This window comes from Mesorhizobium sp. USDA 3734, assembly GCF_056279665.1.
Genome location: NZ_JBWCCW010000001.1, coordinates 1744346 through 1760647, shown reverse-complemented (window position 1 = coordinate 1760647; position 16302 = coordinate 1744346). Strand labels below are relative to the sequence as shown.

Here is a 16302-nt window from a genome sequence, read left to right as displayed (position 1 = left end):
ACATTGGTTGCAGGACAGGTCGGCGGGACAGCGCCCCCTCTGCCCTCCCTCTGCCCTGCCGGGCATCTCCCCCACGAGGGAGATTGGAAGCTTCAGCGCCTCGCTCCGGCCCTACCACCTCGATGTCTCGGCCCCTCGCCTAACCCCGCTCCTCACCCACCAAACCCAGCCGCAGCAAACTCTCGGCCGTGGCGACAATCGCATCCTCGGTCGGGCGCGGCGTCCAGCCGAGCAGACGCGTCGCCTTCTCGCTGGTGGCATTCATCATCACGCCGAGATGCCTGGCCAGCATCTTCGTCGTCGGATCGCCACGCAACGCCAGCAGGCGGATCACCCAATTGGGGATCTCCCTTGTCGGCACCTTGGCCGCCGCCTCGCCAAAGTGCTGCCGCAGCACTTTGGCGACATCGAGCATCCACAAGCTGTTGCCAGAAATGCCGATGAAGCGCTCGCCCTTGGCGGCCGGGTGGGTCATCGCCAGCAGATGCAGATCGGCAAGATCGCGCACATCGACAAAGCCGGAATTGACTTTGGGACAGCCGGGCATGCCGTCCATCAGCCGCTTGATCAGCCCGATCGAATGCGAGAAGTCTGCGCTCAGAACCGGGCCAAGCACAGCGACCGGATCGACGACCGACAGTTCCAAGCCGCCGCCTTCGCGGACGATGAAATCCCAGGCGGCACGTTCCGACAGCGTTTTCGATTTCTGGTAGGGGGCGATAGCGCCGCTGAGGTCGGACCAGTCCGTCTCGTTGAACGGCCTTGTCTGCGGCTTATGGCCCATGGCGACTGCCCCGATGGCCGAGGTCAGCACCACGCGCCGCACACCGGCATCGCGTGAAGCGCGCAGCACCCGCAGCACGCCGTCGACGGCCGGCCTCACCCAATCCTCCTCGCGCGTCTGGCTGCCCGACGGCGTCGGCGAGGCGCCATGCAGCACATAGGTACAGCCGGCCACCGCCGCCGCCCAACCCGCATCCGCGGACAGGTCCGCGGTAACGAAGGACAGCCGGTCGCCGGGTTCAGCGCCGCCTTCCCTGAGCATCGCGCGCACCTCGGTTTCTCGCGCAAGCGATCGCACTGTCGTGCGCACGCGATAGCCGGCGTCGAGCAGCTTCAGGATGCAGTGAGAGGCAATGAAGCCGGAGCCGCCGGTCACCAGCACCAATTCGTCATTCATGTCGGTCTCCTGATATCCCCACCGTCGAGGCGGCCATTTGTTGACCATCAGCTAAGCCCAGCTATTCGGATTGTGAATGCTTGAAAATCCGCATAAATTGCGTGAGAGTACGAAAATGACCGCTGATCCCTTCTCCGACATCCTCAAATTCACCAGCGCGCAAACCATGGTGACAGGCGGCTTCACCGCCGGCGGGCCATGGGCGCTGCGCTTTCCGGCACCCGACAAGATCAAGTTCTTTGCCGTCGTGAAGGGCGATTGCTGGATCCGCCTCGAGGGCGAGGACGAGCCGGTGCATGCACAAACCGGCGACGTGCTGCTGCTCGCCTCACGGCGCGCCTTCATTCTCGCCAGCAACCTCGCGGTCGCGCCGCTCGATGCAATGGCGGTGTTCGCCGGCTGCAAGATCGCGCAGCTCGGCGACGGCAGCGACTTCGCGCATATTGGCGGCCATGTCCTTCTCGACCAGGCGAGCGGGCGGCTGCTGGCCGATGTGCTGCCGCCATGGATCCACATTCAGGCATCATCGCCGCAGGCGACGATCCTGCGCTGGATTCTCGACCAGCTGGTGCGCGAGCAGGCGGATGGCCAGCCGGGATCAAGTCTTGCCTCGGCGCAACTCGCCCAGTTGCTGTTCATCCAGGTGTTGCGGGCGCATCTGCAGACATCGGACCTGATGCCCGCCGGCTGGCTGCGCGCGCTCGCCGACCCGCGTCTGGCGCCGGCGCTCCGCCTCATGCATGGCGATCCCGGCCGCGTCTGGCATCTCGAGGAACTCGCCAGGGCAGCGGCCATGTCGCGCACCAGTTTCGCCTTCCATTTCAGGCAGACCGCAGGCGTGGCGCCGCTCACCTACCTGACGGAATGGCGCATGCATCTGGCCGAACGCGCCTTGCGCGAAGAAGACATGCCAGTGGCGGTGCTCGCCCGCTCGCTCGGCTACACCTCGGAAAGCGCCTTCAGCAACGCCTTCAAGCGCGTCACCGGCAGCGCCCCCAAACGCTACCGCATGGCCAGGCAAGCCCGCCCGGATGACCAGGCATCGCAACCACTGAGCCTGGTGTCCTGAGAGCGCAGCCCTCTTCCGGGATAGATTCCTACTCCTTCGCGCGATAGGCCTCCGGCACAACGAACACTTCGTCCGCACGGCCATAGCCGCCATCGGCGACCTCTTCCACCAGCACCATCGTGTACGGGCGCACACCCTCGCCGAAAAAGTCGACGAACATGGCTGTGGTTCGATGGATGAGGTCTTCCTTCTGCGCCTTGGAGAGAGCGGCCTGCGGCATCTTGATGTTGGCGAATGGCATGATCGTGTTCCTTGCTTTTGAGGATGGATTTCAGGCTTTGGGATGGAGCAGGTCGGCAAGGCCGATCCGTTCCATCAGTTGCGCGCGCACGCGGTCGGCAACGCCGTTGACGATCGCGGCGCCATCGTCGGACGGGTCGATGTGCACGCGCAGCGGCCGCCGCCCATGCGGCATCGCCACGAGATCGACGATGGCCGCCGCGATATCAGCTGGATCGGCATCCGCCGGCTCCAGTGCGGCCAGCCCCTTCAGCGCCTGCTGATCGGCACCGGCATAGGGACCGGACCAGTAGGCGTCGGCGCGTTCGGCGTCGGCGGGTGCCGCGGCATTGTGGAAATGCTCGGTGCCCTTGGTGAAGGCGCCCGGCACGACGATCGTCGTTTCGATGCCGAAGCGGGCGAGTTCCAGCGCATAGCTCTGCGCCAGCGCATCCATACCGGCCTTGGCCGCGAAATAGGGCGCCAGGAACGGTGGCGTGCCGCCGCGCGTGCTGCTCGAACCGACCCAGATCATCTGTCCCCGGCCGAGCGAGCGCATGTGCGGCAAGGCCGCACGGTTGACGCGCTGCGTGCCGACGACGTTGACGTCATAGAGCTGCGCCAGCTGCTCGGGCAAGAACGCCTCGGTCGATCCGAACCCCATGTGCCCGGCATTGTGGATCAGCACGTCGAGCCGGCCGGCCTCGCTGAGGATCTGTCGGACAGCCGCCTCGGCCGAAGCGTCCGAGGTGACGTCGAGCGCGATCGGCTTGAGCGCCAGGCCCTCGTCGCGAGCGAACTTTTCCATCTCGGCGGCTGCCGCGCCGCCACGCGCCAAGGGGTCGCGCATCGAGGCATAGACCGTGTGGCCTGCTCCAGCCAGGGCGCGTGCGGTCATCGCGCCGAAGCCGCTGGAAGCACCGGTGATCAGGATTGTCTTTTGCATGATTATCTCCTCAGACCACGCCGCCATTGGCGCGGATGATTTGTCCGTTGACCCAGAAGCTGTCCGGCCCGGCCAGGAACGAGACCAGCCCGGCAATGTCGTCAGGCTGGCCAAGCCGGCCGAGCGGGATCATCTTGCCGATGGCCTCGATCTGGGCCTCGCTCTTGCCGTCCGTGAACAGGGCGGTCTCGATCGGCCCGGGCGCCACCGCGTTGACGGTGATGCGGCGCGCGCCAAGCTCCTTGGCCAGGATGTGGGTCATCGCCTCGACGCCCGCCTTGGTGGCGGCGTAGACGCCGTAGCCCGGCTGGTAGAGGCCAACGACGCTGCTGGAGAAGTTGACGATGCGGCCGCCGTCGCGAAGCCGGCGCGCACCTTCCCGCATGCCGCGGAAAACGCCGCCGAGATTGATCGCGATCTGCGTGTCGAACGAAGCATCGTCGGTCTGCGCGATCGGCGAAGTCTTCATGATGCCGGCATTGTTGACAAGGATGTCGATGCCGCCGAACGCCTTCTCGCCGGCGTCGAACAGCGTCGCGATGCCGTTCGGATCGGCGATATCGGCCTGAACGGCGATCGCCTTGCCGCCGCCGGCTTCGATGCGGCGCACCAGCTCTTCGGCCTCCGCGCGGCCCCTTGCATAGTTGACGACGACGGCGACGCCGTCGCGGGCGAGCCGCTGTGCGATGGCGGCACCGATGCCCTTGGAGGCGCCGGTCACGATCGCCGTTCTGGTTTGGTCACCCGTACTTGTTTGATTGGATGTCATGGAAGTGTCTCCGTGTTGTTGGTGACACGGATATAGGACAAGCCGCATTCCGGATAATCAGCCGCCTATTGACATCACTATTCGGAAACTGCGAACAAAGACCATGGATCGACTGGACACGATGCGGCTCTTTGTTCGCGTTCTGGAGCGGCGCAGCTTCACCGCTGCCGCGGCCGATCTCGGCCTGGCGCGTTCAACCGCGACGGAAGCGATCCGGCGGCTGGAAGAGCATCTCGGCGCGCGGCTTCTGGAACGGACGACGCGGCAGGTGAACGCCACGCAGGACGGCGAAGCCTATTACCGGCGCTGCCTGTCGATCCTGGCCGAGATCGAGGATGCCGAGGCCGCCTTCCGCAACGCCGAGCCTTTCGGCCTGCTGCGCATCGACGCCAGCACGCTGCTCACCCGCACCTTCCTTTTGCCGCGCCTGCCGCAGTTCCTCGCCCGGTATCCGCGCATCGACCTGCAGATCGGCCAGAGCGACCGGCTGGTCGATCTCGTGCGCGAAGGCGTCGACTGCGTCATCCGCGTCGGCGAGCCGCCCGACAGCGGCATGATCATGCGCCGCCTGGCTGTCATCCGCGAGATGACCTGCGCCAGTCCCGCCTATCTTGAGCGCCACGGCACACCCGCCTCCCCCGACGCGCTCGATGGCCACCAGGCGGTGGGCTTTGTCTCGTCGCGCACCGGCGAGACCGTTCCGTTCGAATTCACTGTCGCCGGCAAGACCCTTGAAGTCAGGCTGCCGGGGCGCGTGGCGGCCAACAATTCCGACACCGCCGCCGATCTGGCGCGGCTTGGCCTCGGCCTCATCCAGGCGCCGCGCTATCGCTTCGAGAAGGATCTCGCCGATGGCACGCTCGTCGAGGTTCTGGCCGACTACCCGCCATCGCCGACGCCGCTGTCGGCGCTTTACCCGCAGAACAGACAGCTCTCGCCACGCCTTCGCGTCTTCCTCGACTGGGCGTCGCACATCTTCGCCGAGGCGAACCTGTAGGGGTAAGGATCGAAGGGGCCCGAGCGTTCGCTCATTCCCTGAAGGCGCGGCTGATCTGGTCCTGCAGCGGCTTGACGAGGTAGGAGATCACGGTCCGGTCGGCGGTCTTGATGAAGGATTCGACCGGCATGCCCGGAACCAGCTTGACCTCGCCGAGGCGCGCCACTTCGGAGGTCGTGGTCGAGATGCGGACGGTGTAGTAGCTGATGCCGGTGCGCTGGTCGGTCGTGGTGTCCGGCGAGGTCCGTTCGACCGTGCCGTTGATTTGCGGCGTGGTGCGCTGATTGAAGGCCGAGAAGCGCAGCGCCGCCGGCTGGCCGATCCAGAGCTGGTCGATGTCGCTCGGCGCGATCTTGGCCTCGACGGTCAGGCTGTCACTGTCGGGCACGATCTGCATGATCGTCTGTCCAGGAGTGATGACGCCGCCGATCGTATGGGTGATGGACTGCTGCACGACGCCGTCCTGCGGCGCGCGGATGTCGATGCGCTTGAGCTGGTCCTCGGCGGCGATCTTGCGCTCCGTCAGTTCGCCGACCTTGCTGTCGATCTCACGCAGATCCTTGTTGACGTCGGTGCTGAGCTCGAGATCGATCTGGATGATCTGCAAATTGATCTCGGCGATCTTGCCCTGGGCCTGCGCCAGCGCCGCCGTCAATTGGCCGCGCTCGCCGTCGAGCCGTGCTGACTCGCGCTCCATCGCGGTCAGGCGGTCGATCGAGATCAGCCGCTTTTTCCACAGCGCGCGTATGCTGCCCAGTTCCTCCTCGACAAGCGCGATTTCCTGCGACTTGGCATCCGCCTGGGCCGTGTCGCCGCCGATCTCCTTCTGCAGCTGGAGGATGCGCTCCTGCAACTGGCTCTTCTGACCGGAACGAGCCGCCCGCCGCGTCTCGAACACCTGCTCCTCGCCGGCAATGATCTCGGCGATCGCCGCATCGCCGCGGCGATCGACAAGGTCCTGCGGGAAGGCAATGGCGTCGGCGCCCTGGCGTTCGGCTTCGAGGCGCGCCTCGCGTGCCGACAATTGGTCGAGGGCCTTGGTGACGACGGCCAGATTGGCCGCCGGCATGGTCGGGTCGAGCCGCACAAGCAGCGCGCCGCGCTTGACACGGTCGCCGTCCCGCGCGGCGATCTCGCCGACGATGCCGCCGGTCGAATGCTGCACGTCCTTGACGTGGGAATCGACGACGAGAACCCCCGATGCGATGACCGCTCCCGAAATCCGGGTCAGCGAGGCCCAGCCGCCGACGCCGCCGACCAGCAGAGCGACCGCAATGAGGCCTAAACGCATGTAGCCTCGAATGGATTGGTGGGAGGAGCTAAGCATCGTGGAGCCTCATTCACCAGCCGCTGCCACGCCAGGCCGCGGCGCCGGCTCTTCGGTGGCGAGCCTGAGGTGTGGCACGGCAGTCACTGGTTGCGGCCGCGGAAACAGCTTGTTGAGGACGTCTTCCTTGAGACCGAACGCCTGGACGCGGCCCTGGTTCATGGCAAGGACGAAGTCGACCGTGACGAGCGCGCTTGGACGGTGCGCCACGAGCGCGACGATGCCGCCGCGCTGCCGCACGGAGACAATCGCCTGGAACAGCGCCTGCTCGCCTTCGGCGTCGAGGTTGGAGTTCGGTTCGTCAAGCACCACCAGGAAAGGATCGCGATAGAGCGCGCGGGCCAGCGCGATGCGCTGGCGCTGGCCGGCCGAGATGGCCTCGCCGAGTTCGCCGATCTGCGTCTCGTAACCGTCACGGAAACCGACGATGAGATCATGCGCGCCGGCTGCGTTGGCGGCGGCGATGATCAACGCGGGATCTGCGTCGGACTCGAAACGGGCAATGTTTTCGGCAATCGAGCCGGCAAACAGCTCGACGTCCTGCGGCAGATAGCCGACGAAGCGGCCGCGATCCTCCGGCGACCATTGGTCGAGATCGGCGCCGTCGAGCCGAATCCTGCCGGCGGCCGGCTGCCAGACCCCGACAAGCGCCCTGACCAGCGTCGACTTGCCCGAACCGCTAGGGCCGATGATGCCGACGGCGTGTCCAGCCTCCAGCGCAAAGCTGGCATCCTGCACCAGCAGCCGCTGCGTGCCGGGCGCCGCGACGCTGACGACCTGCATGAAAACGTGGCGGTTCGGGGTCGGCATCGCCATCGGCTCGGCGTCGGCCGGCACGGAGGCGAGAATCCTGTTCAGCCGCTGCCAGCCTTGCCGCGCTGTCAGGAAACCTTTCCAGTTGGCGATGACCATATCGACGGGCGCCAGCGCGCGACCGCTCAGGATCGACGCGGTGATGATGATGCCGGCCGTCGCCTGCTGCTCGATCACCAGCCAGGCGCCGACGCCGAGCATCGCCGATTGCAGCAGCATGCGCAGCACCTTGGACACGGCGCCGAAGCCGCCGGCGATATCGCTGACGCTGCGCTGCTCGGCCAGATAGTCGCGATTGGCCTCCTCCCATCGCTTCGCCATCCGGCCGCCCATGCCGAGTGCCGCGATGACTTCCGCATTGCGGTTGCCGACCGTGGTCAGGCCGTTGCGGACGATGCCGGCCTGGGTGCCGGAGGTGACCGGCTTGCGCGTCAGCCGCTCGGCATAGACCGTCAAGAGCACCAGCACGATCGCCCCGACCAGGGCGGTCAGGCCGAGAAGCACGTGGAACATGAAGATAATGGCCAGATAGAGCGGCAGCCATGGCAGATCGAACAGTGCGGTGGGACCGGTGCCCGACAGGAAATTGCGCACGCTGTCGAGGTCGCGCACCGGCTGCATGCTGTCGCCATTGCGCCCGACCTTGAGCGGCAGCTTGAGGACGCTCGAATAGACGCGGGCGCCGAGCGCCTCGTCAAGCGCACCGCCGATGCGCACCAGGATGCGGCCGCGGATGAAATCGAGCACGCCCTGCCCGGCATAAAGGATTGCGACGAGCACGCTGAGGCCGATGAGCGTCGGCACGCTGCGGCTCGGCAGCACGCGATCGTAGACTTCGAGCATGTAGAGCGAGCCGGCGAGCATCAGCACGTTGAGCACGCCGCTGAAAAGCGCGACCGAAGCGAGGGCTGAACGGCACGCGGCCAATGCGGCCGCGAGTTCGGAGGGTCGCGCCCCTTGCCGCTTTGCCCTCCCCGACTGTGGCTTGCCGTCGGACATGCGAGCCGGGCGCGGATCGTCAGCGGTCCCGCGCCGAGGAGAGCTCCATACATGGAGCAAAAGCAGCACGCCGAGCGTTCCCCCAAGAATCGCCCAGCGTGTGCTGCTTTCCAGCGCTGTCAGTTCGACTCCGCCCAATACAAGCGTAAACACGCTGGCGCCGATGATGAGCCTGAGAAATCTGATCAGCGGTGTCATGCCGAGCGCTTCCTGATCAGCCGCCATCATTGGCGTAGATGTGCAATATCGCCCCTTGGAACGTCATGCCGGTGTTGTTGTAGAAATCGAGCTCCTGGTGGATGAGGTTTCCGGCAAGTTCGGATCCGGCGGTGAGAGACTCAGCATCCAGTCCGACGTTCCAGGCTGCAGTGCTCGCCTTCACCGCGGTCCCGCCACCCCAATCCTCGAACTGAGAGGAAGAGTTCCCGCCATTCGTCACCTGCAGCCAGTCGATCGCCTGGTCGAGATACTTGTGCGGGCTGTTGGCATCGTCAGCATCGCCGATCGGATTCCCGGCGAGGAAGTTGAGCCAGGTGGCCACCGCGTCGCGGGCAAGCACAAAGCGCGTATCCTGCAAGTCCTTGGAGGATGCATCAATCACCTTGAGCGCATCGGCATAGGAGATGAAGAACGTGTCTTCCCCGGCGTCACTCAATCCGTTCTTATTGTAGTCTCCGATCAGAAGACCGGGTTTACCTGCATCCAGGCTTCCGTTGTGATCGGCATCGACAACGTAGCGCAGTTCGCCCGAGGCGAAGTTCGGGCCTGATTTGTCGGCACCCGCAACCCCGTCCCAGAACGACTTGCCGAGATTGCTCCAGAACCCTGGCGTGCGCACCCCGGGGCCGGCGAACGACGATACAGTTGCGGTGTCCTGGGCGGTGACCTCATTCAGACTGTCATCGTCATGAGCGGCGACTTCCACGGTGTTGGTTCTGGAGGCGGCATTCGGAGCCAGGTTGAAGGCGCTGGTCGCTTCGAAGACCCAGGTCTCGGTGCTGTCGACCAGGTAGTCGCCATTGCTATCGCCGGACACATAGTGGGTGCCGTGCGAGCTGTTGGCCACGAAGCCGCTGAGCAGATTGATGTCGTCGCCGGTATTCGCCGTGCCGTTGTCATCGACAAGCGAAGTCAGCGTCAACGGGTCGAGCGCGCCGGCCGGGCTCGTGTTGGTTATCGCATAGTGATAGGTGGCGTTCTGTGCCCCTGACTGAACGGTCTCGGAAGAATGGAAGATGCCATCATGATTGGCATCGACAGTCTTATCGATGGCGATCGATGGCGCGACATCCGTCACCGTCACGGTCGCCGTGTCGTTAGCGGTCACGTCGGTGAGGCTGTCGTCGTCATGGGCATGCACCACGACCGTGTTGACGATGCTGCCGGCATTGTGCGCGGCGATGTTGACGGTCGCGTTGAAGGTCCAGGTCTCGTCGCTGTCGACAAGATAGTCGTTGTCGGCATCGCCGGACACGTAGTGGGTGCCGTGCGTGCTGTTGGCCACGAAGCCGTCGAGCAGGTTGATGTCGTCGCCCGGGCTTCCCGGCGTCGCATTGTCGTCGACCAGCGAGGTCAGCGTCAGCGGATCGAGCGCACCGGCCGGGCTCGTGTTCGTCACCTTGTAGGTGTAGGTGACATCGCCGGACGCGCCCTCATTAATCGAGACCGTATCCGCCGTCTTATCGATGGCGATCGACGGCGCGACATCCGTCACCGTCACGGTCGCCGTGTCGTTGGCGGTCACGTCGGTGAGGCTGTCGTCGTCATGGGCATGCACCACCACCGTGTTGACGATGCTGCCGGCATTGTGCGCGGCGATGTTGACGGTCGCGTTGAAGGTCCAGGTCTCGTCGCTGTCGACAAGATAGTCGTTGTCGGCATCGCCGGACACGTAGTGGGTGCCGTGCGTGCTGCCGGTCACGAAGCCGTCGAGCAGGTTGATGTCGTCGCCCGGGCTTCCCGGCGTCGCATTGTCGTCGACCAGCGAGGTCAGCGTCAGCGGATCGAACGCACCGGCCGGGCTCGTGTTCGTCACCTTGTAGGTGTAGGTGACATCGCCGGACGCGCCCTCATTAATCGAGACCGTATCCGCCGTCTTATCGATGGCGATCGACGGCGCGACATCCGTCACCGTCACGGTCGCCGTGTCGTTGGCGGTCACGTCGGTGAGGCTGTCGTCGTCATGGCCATGCACCACCACCGTGTTGACGATGCTGCCGGCATTGTGCGCGGCGATGTTGACGGTCGCGTTGAAGGTCCAGGTCTCGTCGCTGTCGACAAGATAGTCGTTGTCGGCATCGCCGGACACGTAGTGGGTGCCGTGCGTGCTGCCGGTCACGAAGCCGTCGAGCAGGTTGATGTCGTCGCCCGGGCTTCCCGGCGTCGCATTGTCGTCGACCAGCGAGGTCAGCGTCAGCGGATCGAACGCACCGGCCGGGCTCGTGTTCGTCACCTTGTAGGTGTAGGTGACATCGCCGGACGCGCCCTCATTAATCGAGACCGTATCCGCCGTCTTATCGATGGCGATCGACGGCGCGACATCCGTCACCGTCACGGTCGCCGTGTCGTTGGCGGTCACGTCGGTGAGGCTGTCGTCGTCATGAGCATGCACCACCACCGTGTTGACGATGCTGCTTCCAGCATCGTGCGCGGCGATGTTGACGGTCGCATTGAACGTCCAGGTTTCGTTGCTGTCGACAAGATAGTCGTTGTCGGCATCGCCGGACACGTAGTGGGTGCCGTGCGTGCTGTTGGCCACGAAGCCGTCGAGCAGGTTGATGTCGTCGCCCGGACTTCCCGGCGTCGCATTGTCGTCGACCAGCGAGGTCAGCGTCAGCGGATCGGCGGCTCCGTCCGCGCTCGTGTTTGTCACCTTGTAGGTGTAGGTGACGGCCGTCGCGTCGCCTTCGTCGATCGAGGCCGGATCGGCCGTCTTCTCGATCGCGACCGTTGGAGCGTGGTCGACACTGGCCTTGGTGATAACCCCCCACTCCTCAAACCCACCGTCCGATTGGTTGGGAGTGCCGAAGGTCGAATACAGATAGACATAGTTCCCGCTTGCGTTCGCGAAGAAGCTGGTGGGGATATAGACGAACAGATCGCCTTGGCCACTGCCTGCGGGGGCGTTCTTGCCGGCATTCAAGTCAACGGTTACGTCGCCGTCGGTGACGTTCCCATCCATATTATAAAGCAATTGCTGGCCCTGAAGCGTCGGGAGGCTGGTGATATTTGGATCTGAGGCCGAATAGATCTGCAATGAATTGAGGGACAGCAACGATCCCTTGTCGCTATTAGGCTCATTGGCGTCGAGCTTGAACACGTAATAATCGTGGCCTTCTAAGGTCACCACCTGCATGTTGCTCAACAGAAGCGCGTTGGTGTGCTCCTGCTGGCCGTCATTCAGCGGCAGTGGAGTTCCATCCGTGTTGAAGCCACTCTCCGTACCCTGCGCGCCAAGCACAAGGAACGTATCGTAGTTGCCTGTACCGGCGTCACCTTGAGGTGCGGCCGCAAAAATGGTGCCATCGGTCAATGTATCCGAGGTGGTTGCACCGGTCAGATCGATTTCTGTGGCCATTTTCTCAACTCCTCCTACGCCCGCAGGCGCGTTCCCTTGTTGGCCGCGCAAGGCGGCTGACTACCCAAACCTGTTTGCAACGCAGAGCGTTCGGCCGTCCGCAAAACACGGCCAGGCCGGCGAGCAATCGTTTCGTGACAAAAGCCTTGAACAGGGAAAGGGCGGGCGGGAAGACTACTTCTCGATCGCCAGACACAGCTATCCCCGGACGGAACTGGCCCGTCGTCGGACTGACTGTTACACCCACGCCCAAAGCCCCAAACCCCTACACGACCCCCAACGATCGCCCAGACGTTAATATTTCCCAAACCATATTTCGCAGGTTGCAATGCGGCCGTCTATATATCCCCGGTTATAGACAGCAAGGCAGCGTTAATTTCGGAAAAGTGCTTATTGCCTTAAAGAATAGACCTACGATATCGATTGAATTATTTTTATCAGGTGAGCTTAACGATGGATTTATGAAAATTTCCTGGCGCAACCGGCGGATTTGTCAAGATGAAGACCAGCATCGGTAGGCCGGAGCGTCGTCTTCTTTCAGTCCGACGTCGCGCGCCTTGCTGGAGGTGCCGCTTCGGGATTAACTAAGCAACTGCTAATGTTTTGCGCAGCCGCACTGCTTCTGTCAACATGGCTTCACGCTTCGGGGGTTGCGAGCCAGGTTGCGATGCTCGCTTCCGGCAAGAAGCAGTCACTGGCGCGTCACGAAGACACGTAAAGGGAGAAGACGCCATGACCGAGCACGAGCCCAGGCCGCCACCCATCGCAGGCAATTTTCCGGCGTGGAGCCGTGGCGCCAAAGGCCGGCTGCTGGCGATCTGACGATGGTCACCACGGTTTTCGTCGCCGACGACCATCCGCTGTTGCTGCACGGTCTGACCGACCTGATTGCCCGCGACCCCGGTTTCCGGGTGATCGGCTCGGCGCAGGACGGCACTGTCGCCATGGCCATGATCCGGCGCGACGTGCCTGATGTTGCCGTGCTCGACATCAGCATGCCGGGATTGAGCGGTGTCGACATCGCCGCCGAAATCGGCAGGCAGGGCCTTGCGACGCTTTGCGTGCTTCTGACGGTCGGCGCCTCGCAAGCCCAGCTTTACGACGCGGTCGCGGTTGGCGTTGCCGGAATCGTGTTCAAGGAGACCGCCGTCGAGGCGCTGCTCAGATGTCTGCACGAGGTCGCAGGCGGCGGCCGTTGGCTGCCGGCCGAGATTGTCGGCAAGGCCGTGCATGACGAGGCGTCGCGCCGGATCAAATGGCAGAAACTGTCGTCGCGGCTGACTAGGCGAGAAATGGAGATCACCCGACTGGTTGCTACGGACACGCCGTACGAACGCGTCGCGTCCGACATCGGCATCTCGAAAGGCACGCTGAAGATCCATATGAACAACATCTACCGCAAATTGGAGGTCGCCTCGCGCGTGCAGCTTTTGCAGCTGGCCGCCGGCCAGATCGCGACGAGTGCCGGCCCCCCTCGCGATCAGTTTGGTTTTGCAAATCCGGCCAGGGATGCGTAGCCGCGCACTACGCTCCTGCGTTCTTCGCGCGAAGCGACGGCGTCGATGTCGTCGAAGCCATGCTGAGCGCGGCCTCGACCAGCATAGGCAGATGCTGAAACTTCCCGCCAGCCTGGAAGGGCAAATTTAAGCGTTTGCTACTAGATTCGACCAGTGGGCTATTGTTCAGGACAGGTATTCGGGTCGAATTGGTTACAACGAACCTCAGTCTCGGCCGCGTGAGGCAGGCCGTTTTTTCTTCCGCCAACTTGCCGGCGACGATCGCTTTTGTCGTGCTTTTGGCTTGCGCCGTCTTTGCCGACCAGCAGAACAGCAGGGTCTCGGATCAACTGGCGCGCGCCGATGTCCTGGCCAAGGTCAACATCATCCGCGCCAAGCTCGAAGGCAACATCGGCGGAAATCTCCAGCTTGTTCAGGGGCTCGTCTCGACCATCGTCACGGAGCCCTATATGGGCCAGCAGAGATTTGCCTCGCTCGCGCGCAATCTGTTCCAGCAGAAATCGCAATTGCGCAACATCGCCGGCGCGCCCGACCTCGTCATCTCGCTGATGTACCCGATGGAAGGCAACGAGAAGGCGATCGGGCTCGATTATCGCAAGAACGAGGCGCAACGCATGGCAGCGCTTCGGGCGCGCGACCAGCGCGTGCTGGTGTTTGCGGGGCCGGTCAATCTGGCGCAAGGCGGGCGCGGCTTCATCGGCCGCATTCCGGTCTTCGTGCCGACGGCGGGCGGCGGCAACCGCTTCTGGGGCATCGTCTCGGCGGTGGTCGATGTCGACCGGCTCTACGCGGCGAGCGGGCTGACCAACCCCGAACTCGACATCGATGTCGCGCTCACCGGCGCGGATGCGCTCGGCGGAGGCGGCGAACGTTTCTTTGGCGGCGACAATGTCGTGGCCGGCAACCCCGTGTCTGCCGATGTGCAGCTGCCTTCAGGCTCCTGGCGGATTTCGGCCATACCCAAGGGTGGCTGGCCGGCCGCTCCGAAGAATTTGTGGCTGCTAAGGGCGCTCATGACGCTCGCTGGCGCGCTGGTGGTGCTGCCTATCCTCGTTGCCGGGCGGCTGTTCGGCGAAAGGCAGAAACACTATGCCGAGCTCAGACGCCTGTCCGGGCGCCTGGAGCTGGCGCTGGGGGCCTCGGGCATCGGCGTATGGGAACACGACCTCGCCACCAACAAAATGCTGTGGGATGACCGCGTCAACGAGATCTACGGCAAGCCAGCCGATGGCAAGCCGCGCGGTTATGATGACTGGGCGCACACGATCCATCCCGACGACATCGGGCGGGCGCAGCGGGACTTTGATCTGGCCACCGCGAAAAAAGGCCTCTACTCCTCACAATACCGGCTGCTGCGCCCCGACGGCACGATCCGCCATGTGCGCACGCGCGCCAGCTTCTTCCAGGATATAGACGGCACGCCAAAGCTGATCGGCGCCGAATGGGACGTGACCAGCGACGTGCTGCTCAACGAGACCCTTGTGCGCGAGCGCCAATTGACGGAATCGAAGAATGCCGAGCTGAAGCTTGCCAAGGCGCATATTGAGTATGCGGCGCTGCACGATTCGCTGACCGGCCTGCCAAACCGCCGCTATCTCGACGAGCTGCTGGTCGAAAACAGCGAACCGGACCGCCATACGGCGCTGCTGCATCTCGACCTCGACCGCTTCAAGCAAATCAACGACACGCTCGGCCACGCCGCCGGCGATGCCATGCTGATGCATGCCTCGAATGTCATCAAGGCCAATGCGGACGCAGCCGATTTCGTTGCGCGCATCGGCGGCGACGAGTTCGTCGTGGTGAGCCATGGGCGTGACGACGCACACCTCTCGGCGCTCGCCGACCGCATCATCGAGGCAATGCGCCAGCCTGTCGACTATCGCGGCCATCCGTGCCGGTTCGGAGTGAGCATCGGCATTGCCGCCAACAGCGGCGTCGATGCCAGGCAACTGCTCGTCAACGCCGATCTCGCGCTCTACCGGGCGAAAAGCCGCGGCCGCAACCGCTACGAGTTCTTCAACGAAGAGCTGCAGAGCGAGATCGTGCGGACCAAGCAGATCGCCGATGAGATCCTGAGCGGGCTGGAGCGGAACGAATTCATCGCTTACTACCAGCCGCAGTTCGATGCCCGGACGCTCGAGATCGTCGGCGTCGAGGCATTGTCGCGCTGGAAGCATCCGCAACGCGGCATCCTGGCCCCAGACGCCTACCTGAAGGTGGCCGAAGAGCTCAATGTCGTGGCGCTGATCGACCGCATCGTCCTCAAACACGCGCTGGAGAATCTCGAGCGTTGGTCACGCAGCCATCTCAACATCCCGCGCGTGTCGGTCAACGTCTCGGCCAGGCGCCTGGAGGACAAGGACCTGATCGAGGGCCTGCGCAAGCTCGCCATCAAGCCGGGAACCGTATCGTTCGAACTGGTGGAGTCCATCTTCCTCGACGAGAACGATGATCTGGTCACCTGGAACATCGAGCACATCAAGGATCTCGGCATCGACATCGAGATCGACGATTTCGGCACCGGCTATGCCTCGATCGTCTCACTGCTCAAGCTGCGGCCGCGCCGCCTCAAGATCGACCGCCAGCTGATCACGCCCATCACCGGCTCGATGGCGCAACGGCACCTGGTTGCGTCGATCATCGAGATCGGCAAATCGCTCGGCATCGAAGTGGTTGCCGAAGGCGTCGAGACGATGGAGCATGCGCGCATCCTGAAAGAGCTTGGCTGCGATATCCTGCAAGGCTACTTTTTTGGCCGCCCGATGGAGGCCAAGGCCTTCAAGGCCTTCGCCCAGTCGCGCAAATGGCTGGCCGCGGGCTAATTTGTCCGCTTCGCGCCGATCGCCATCGAGAAACTCGTCCAAGATCCGACCGTATTTCATAAAACCC

11 protein-coding genes are annotated in these 16302 nt (G+C 63.9%); 4 read left to right on the top strand and 7 right to left on the bottom strand.

The genetic code is table 11. The features are described from left to right. Positions 1 to 139 precede the first annotated feature (139 nt). The gene (locus tag ACZ89F_RS08390) at positions 140 to 1180 is read right to left on the bottom strand and encodes an SDR family oxidoreductase (protein WP_476091262.1); all 1041 of its coding nucleotides are present in this window, start codon (positions 1178 to 1180) and stop codon (positions 140 to 142) included. A gap of 115 nt (positions 1181 to 1295) precedes the next feature. Here ACZ89F_RS08390 and ACZ89F_RS08385 point away from each other — a divergent pair, with 115 nt between their 5' ends. Then, positions 1296 to 2249: an AraC family transcriptional regulator gene (locus ACZ89F_RS08385; RefSeq protein ID WP_476091261.1), complete on the top strand. Its 954-nt coding sequence runs from the start codon at positions 1296 to 1298 to the stop codon at positions 2247 to 2249. A 28-nt stretch (positions 2250 to 2277) separates the two neighbouring features. Here the strand turns inward: ACZ89F_RS08385 and ACZ89F_RS08380 are convergent, their stop codons facing one another. From ACZ89F_RS08380 to ACZ89F_RS08370, 3 genes are read right to left on the bottom strand one after another with little or no spacing between them, the layout of a single operon-like run. Then, positions 2278 to 2490 carry a tautomerase family protein gene (locus ACZ89F_RS08380; RefSeq protein ID WP_127263805.1) on the bottom strand — a complete coding sequence of 71 codons (213 nt, stop codon included), beginning with the start codon at positions 2488 to 2490 and terminating at the stop codon, positions 2278 to 2280. Between the two features lie 30 nt (positions 2491 to 2520). Then, positions 2521 to 3417, bottom strand: a complete 897-nt coding sequence (locus ACZ89F_RS08375) for an SDR family oxidoreductase (RefSeq protein WP_476097244.1) — start codon at positions 3415 to 3417, stop codon at positions 2521 to 2523. Between the two features lie 7 nt (positions 3418 to 3424). After that, a complete protein-coding gene (locus ACZ89F_RS08370) occupies positions 3425 to 4183 on the bottom strand; it encodes an SDR family oxidoreductase (protein ID WP_476091260.1) in 759 nt (252 codons plus the stop codon). A gap of 103 nt (positions 4184 to 4286) precedes the next feature. On the opposite strand from ACZ89F_RS08370, the gene ACZ89F_RS08365 reads away from it, so the two are divergent. Continuing rightward, complete coding sequence (locus ACZ89F_RS08365) at positions 4287 to 5180, top strand: LysR family transcriptional regulator (RefSeq protein WP_476091259.1); 894 nt, start codon at positions 4287 to 4289, stop codon at positions 5178 to 5180. Positions 5181 to 5211: 31 nt separating this feature from the next. Here ACZ89F_RS08365 and ACZ89F_RS08360 read toward each other — a convergent pair whose 3' ends face one another. From ACZ89F_RS08360 to ACZ89F_RS08350, 3 genes are all read right to left on the bottom strand, one after another. After that, on the bottom strand, positions 5212 to 6507 hold the full coding sequence (locus ACZ89F_RS08360; protein WP_476091258.1) for an HlyD family type I secretion periplasmic adaptor subunit: 1296 nt from the start codon (positions 6505 to 6507) through the stop codon (positions 5212 to 5214). Positions 6508 to 6516: 9 nt separating this feature from the next. After that, positions 6517 to 8319 (bottom strand): type I secretion system permease/ATPase, encoded by a 1803-nt coding sequence (locus ACZ89F_RS08355; RefSeq protein ID WP_476097243.1) that lies wholly within the window; start codon positions 8317 to 8319, stop codon positions 6517 to 6519. Positions 8320 to 8533: 214 nt separating this feature from the next. Then, positions 8534 to 11896, bottom strand: a complete 3363-nt coding sequence (locus tag ACZ89F_RS08350) for a beta strand repeat-containing protein (RefSeq protein ID WP_476091257.1) — start codon at positions 11894 to 11896, stop codon at positions 8534 to 8536. Between the two features lie 824 nt (positions 11897 to 12720). On the opposite strand from ACZ89F_RS08350, the gene ACZ89F_RS08345 reads away from it, so the two are divergent. Both ACZ89F_RS08345 and ACZ89F_RS08340 read left to right on the top strand, forming a co-directional pair. Next, positions 12721 to 13413, top strand: coding sequence for a response regulator (locus ACZ89F_RS08345; RefSeq protein ID WP_476091256.1), 693 nt, complete (start codon positions 12721 to 12723; stop codon positions 13411 to 13413). A gap of 218 nt (positions 13414 to 13631) precedes the next feature. After that, positions 13632 to 16235, top strand: a complete 2604-nt coding sequence (locus tag ACZ89F_RS08340; protein ID WP_476097242.1) for a bifunctional diguanylate cyclase/phosphodiesterase — start codon at positions 13632 to 13634, stop codon at positions 16233 to 16235. The last annotated feature ends 67 nt before the right edge of the window (positions 16236 to 16302 follow it).

Bases quoted from the DNA above. Each gene is read 5' to 3' on its own strand.
- ACZ89F_RS08370 (WP_476091260.1), bottom strand. From the start codon at position 4,183: ATGACATCCAATCAAACAAGTACGGGTGACCAAACCAGAACGGCGATC.
- ACZ89F_RS08350 (WP_476091257.1), bottom strand. From the start codon at position 11,896: ATGGCCACAGAAATCGATCTGACCGGTGCAACCACCTCGGATACATTG.
- ACZ89F_RS08365 (WP_476091259.1), top strand. From the start codon at position 4,287: ATGGATCGACTGGACACGATGCGGCTCTTTGTTCGCGTTCTGGAGCGG.
- ACZ89F_RS08345 (WP_476091256.1), top strand. From the start codon at position 12,721: ATGGTCACCACGGTTTTCGTCGCCGACGACCATCCGCTGTTGCTGCAC.
- ACZ89F_RS08355 (WP_476097243.1), bottom strand. From the start codon at position 8,319: ATGTCCGACGGCAAGCCACAGTCGGGGAGGGCAAAGCGGCAAGGGGCG.
- ACZ89F_RS08390 (WP_476091262.1), bottom strand. From the start codon at position 1,180: ATGAATGACGAATTGGTGCTGGTGACCGGCGGCTCCGGCTTCATTGCC.
- ACZ89F_RS08360 (WP_476091258.1), bottom strand. From the start codon at position 6,507: ATGCTTAGCTCCTCCCACCAATCCATTCGAGGCTACATGCGTTTAGGC.
- ACZ89F_RS08385 (WP_476091261.1), top strand. From the start codon at position 1,296: ATGACCGCTGATCCCTTCTCCGACATCCTCAAATTCACCAGCGCGCAA.
- ACZ89F_RS08380 (WP_127263805.1), bottom strand. From the start codon at position 2,490: ATGCCATTCGCCAACATCAAGATGCCGCAGGCCGCTCTCTCCAAGGCG.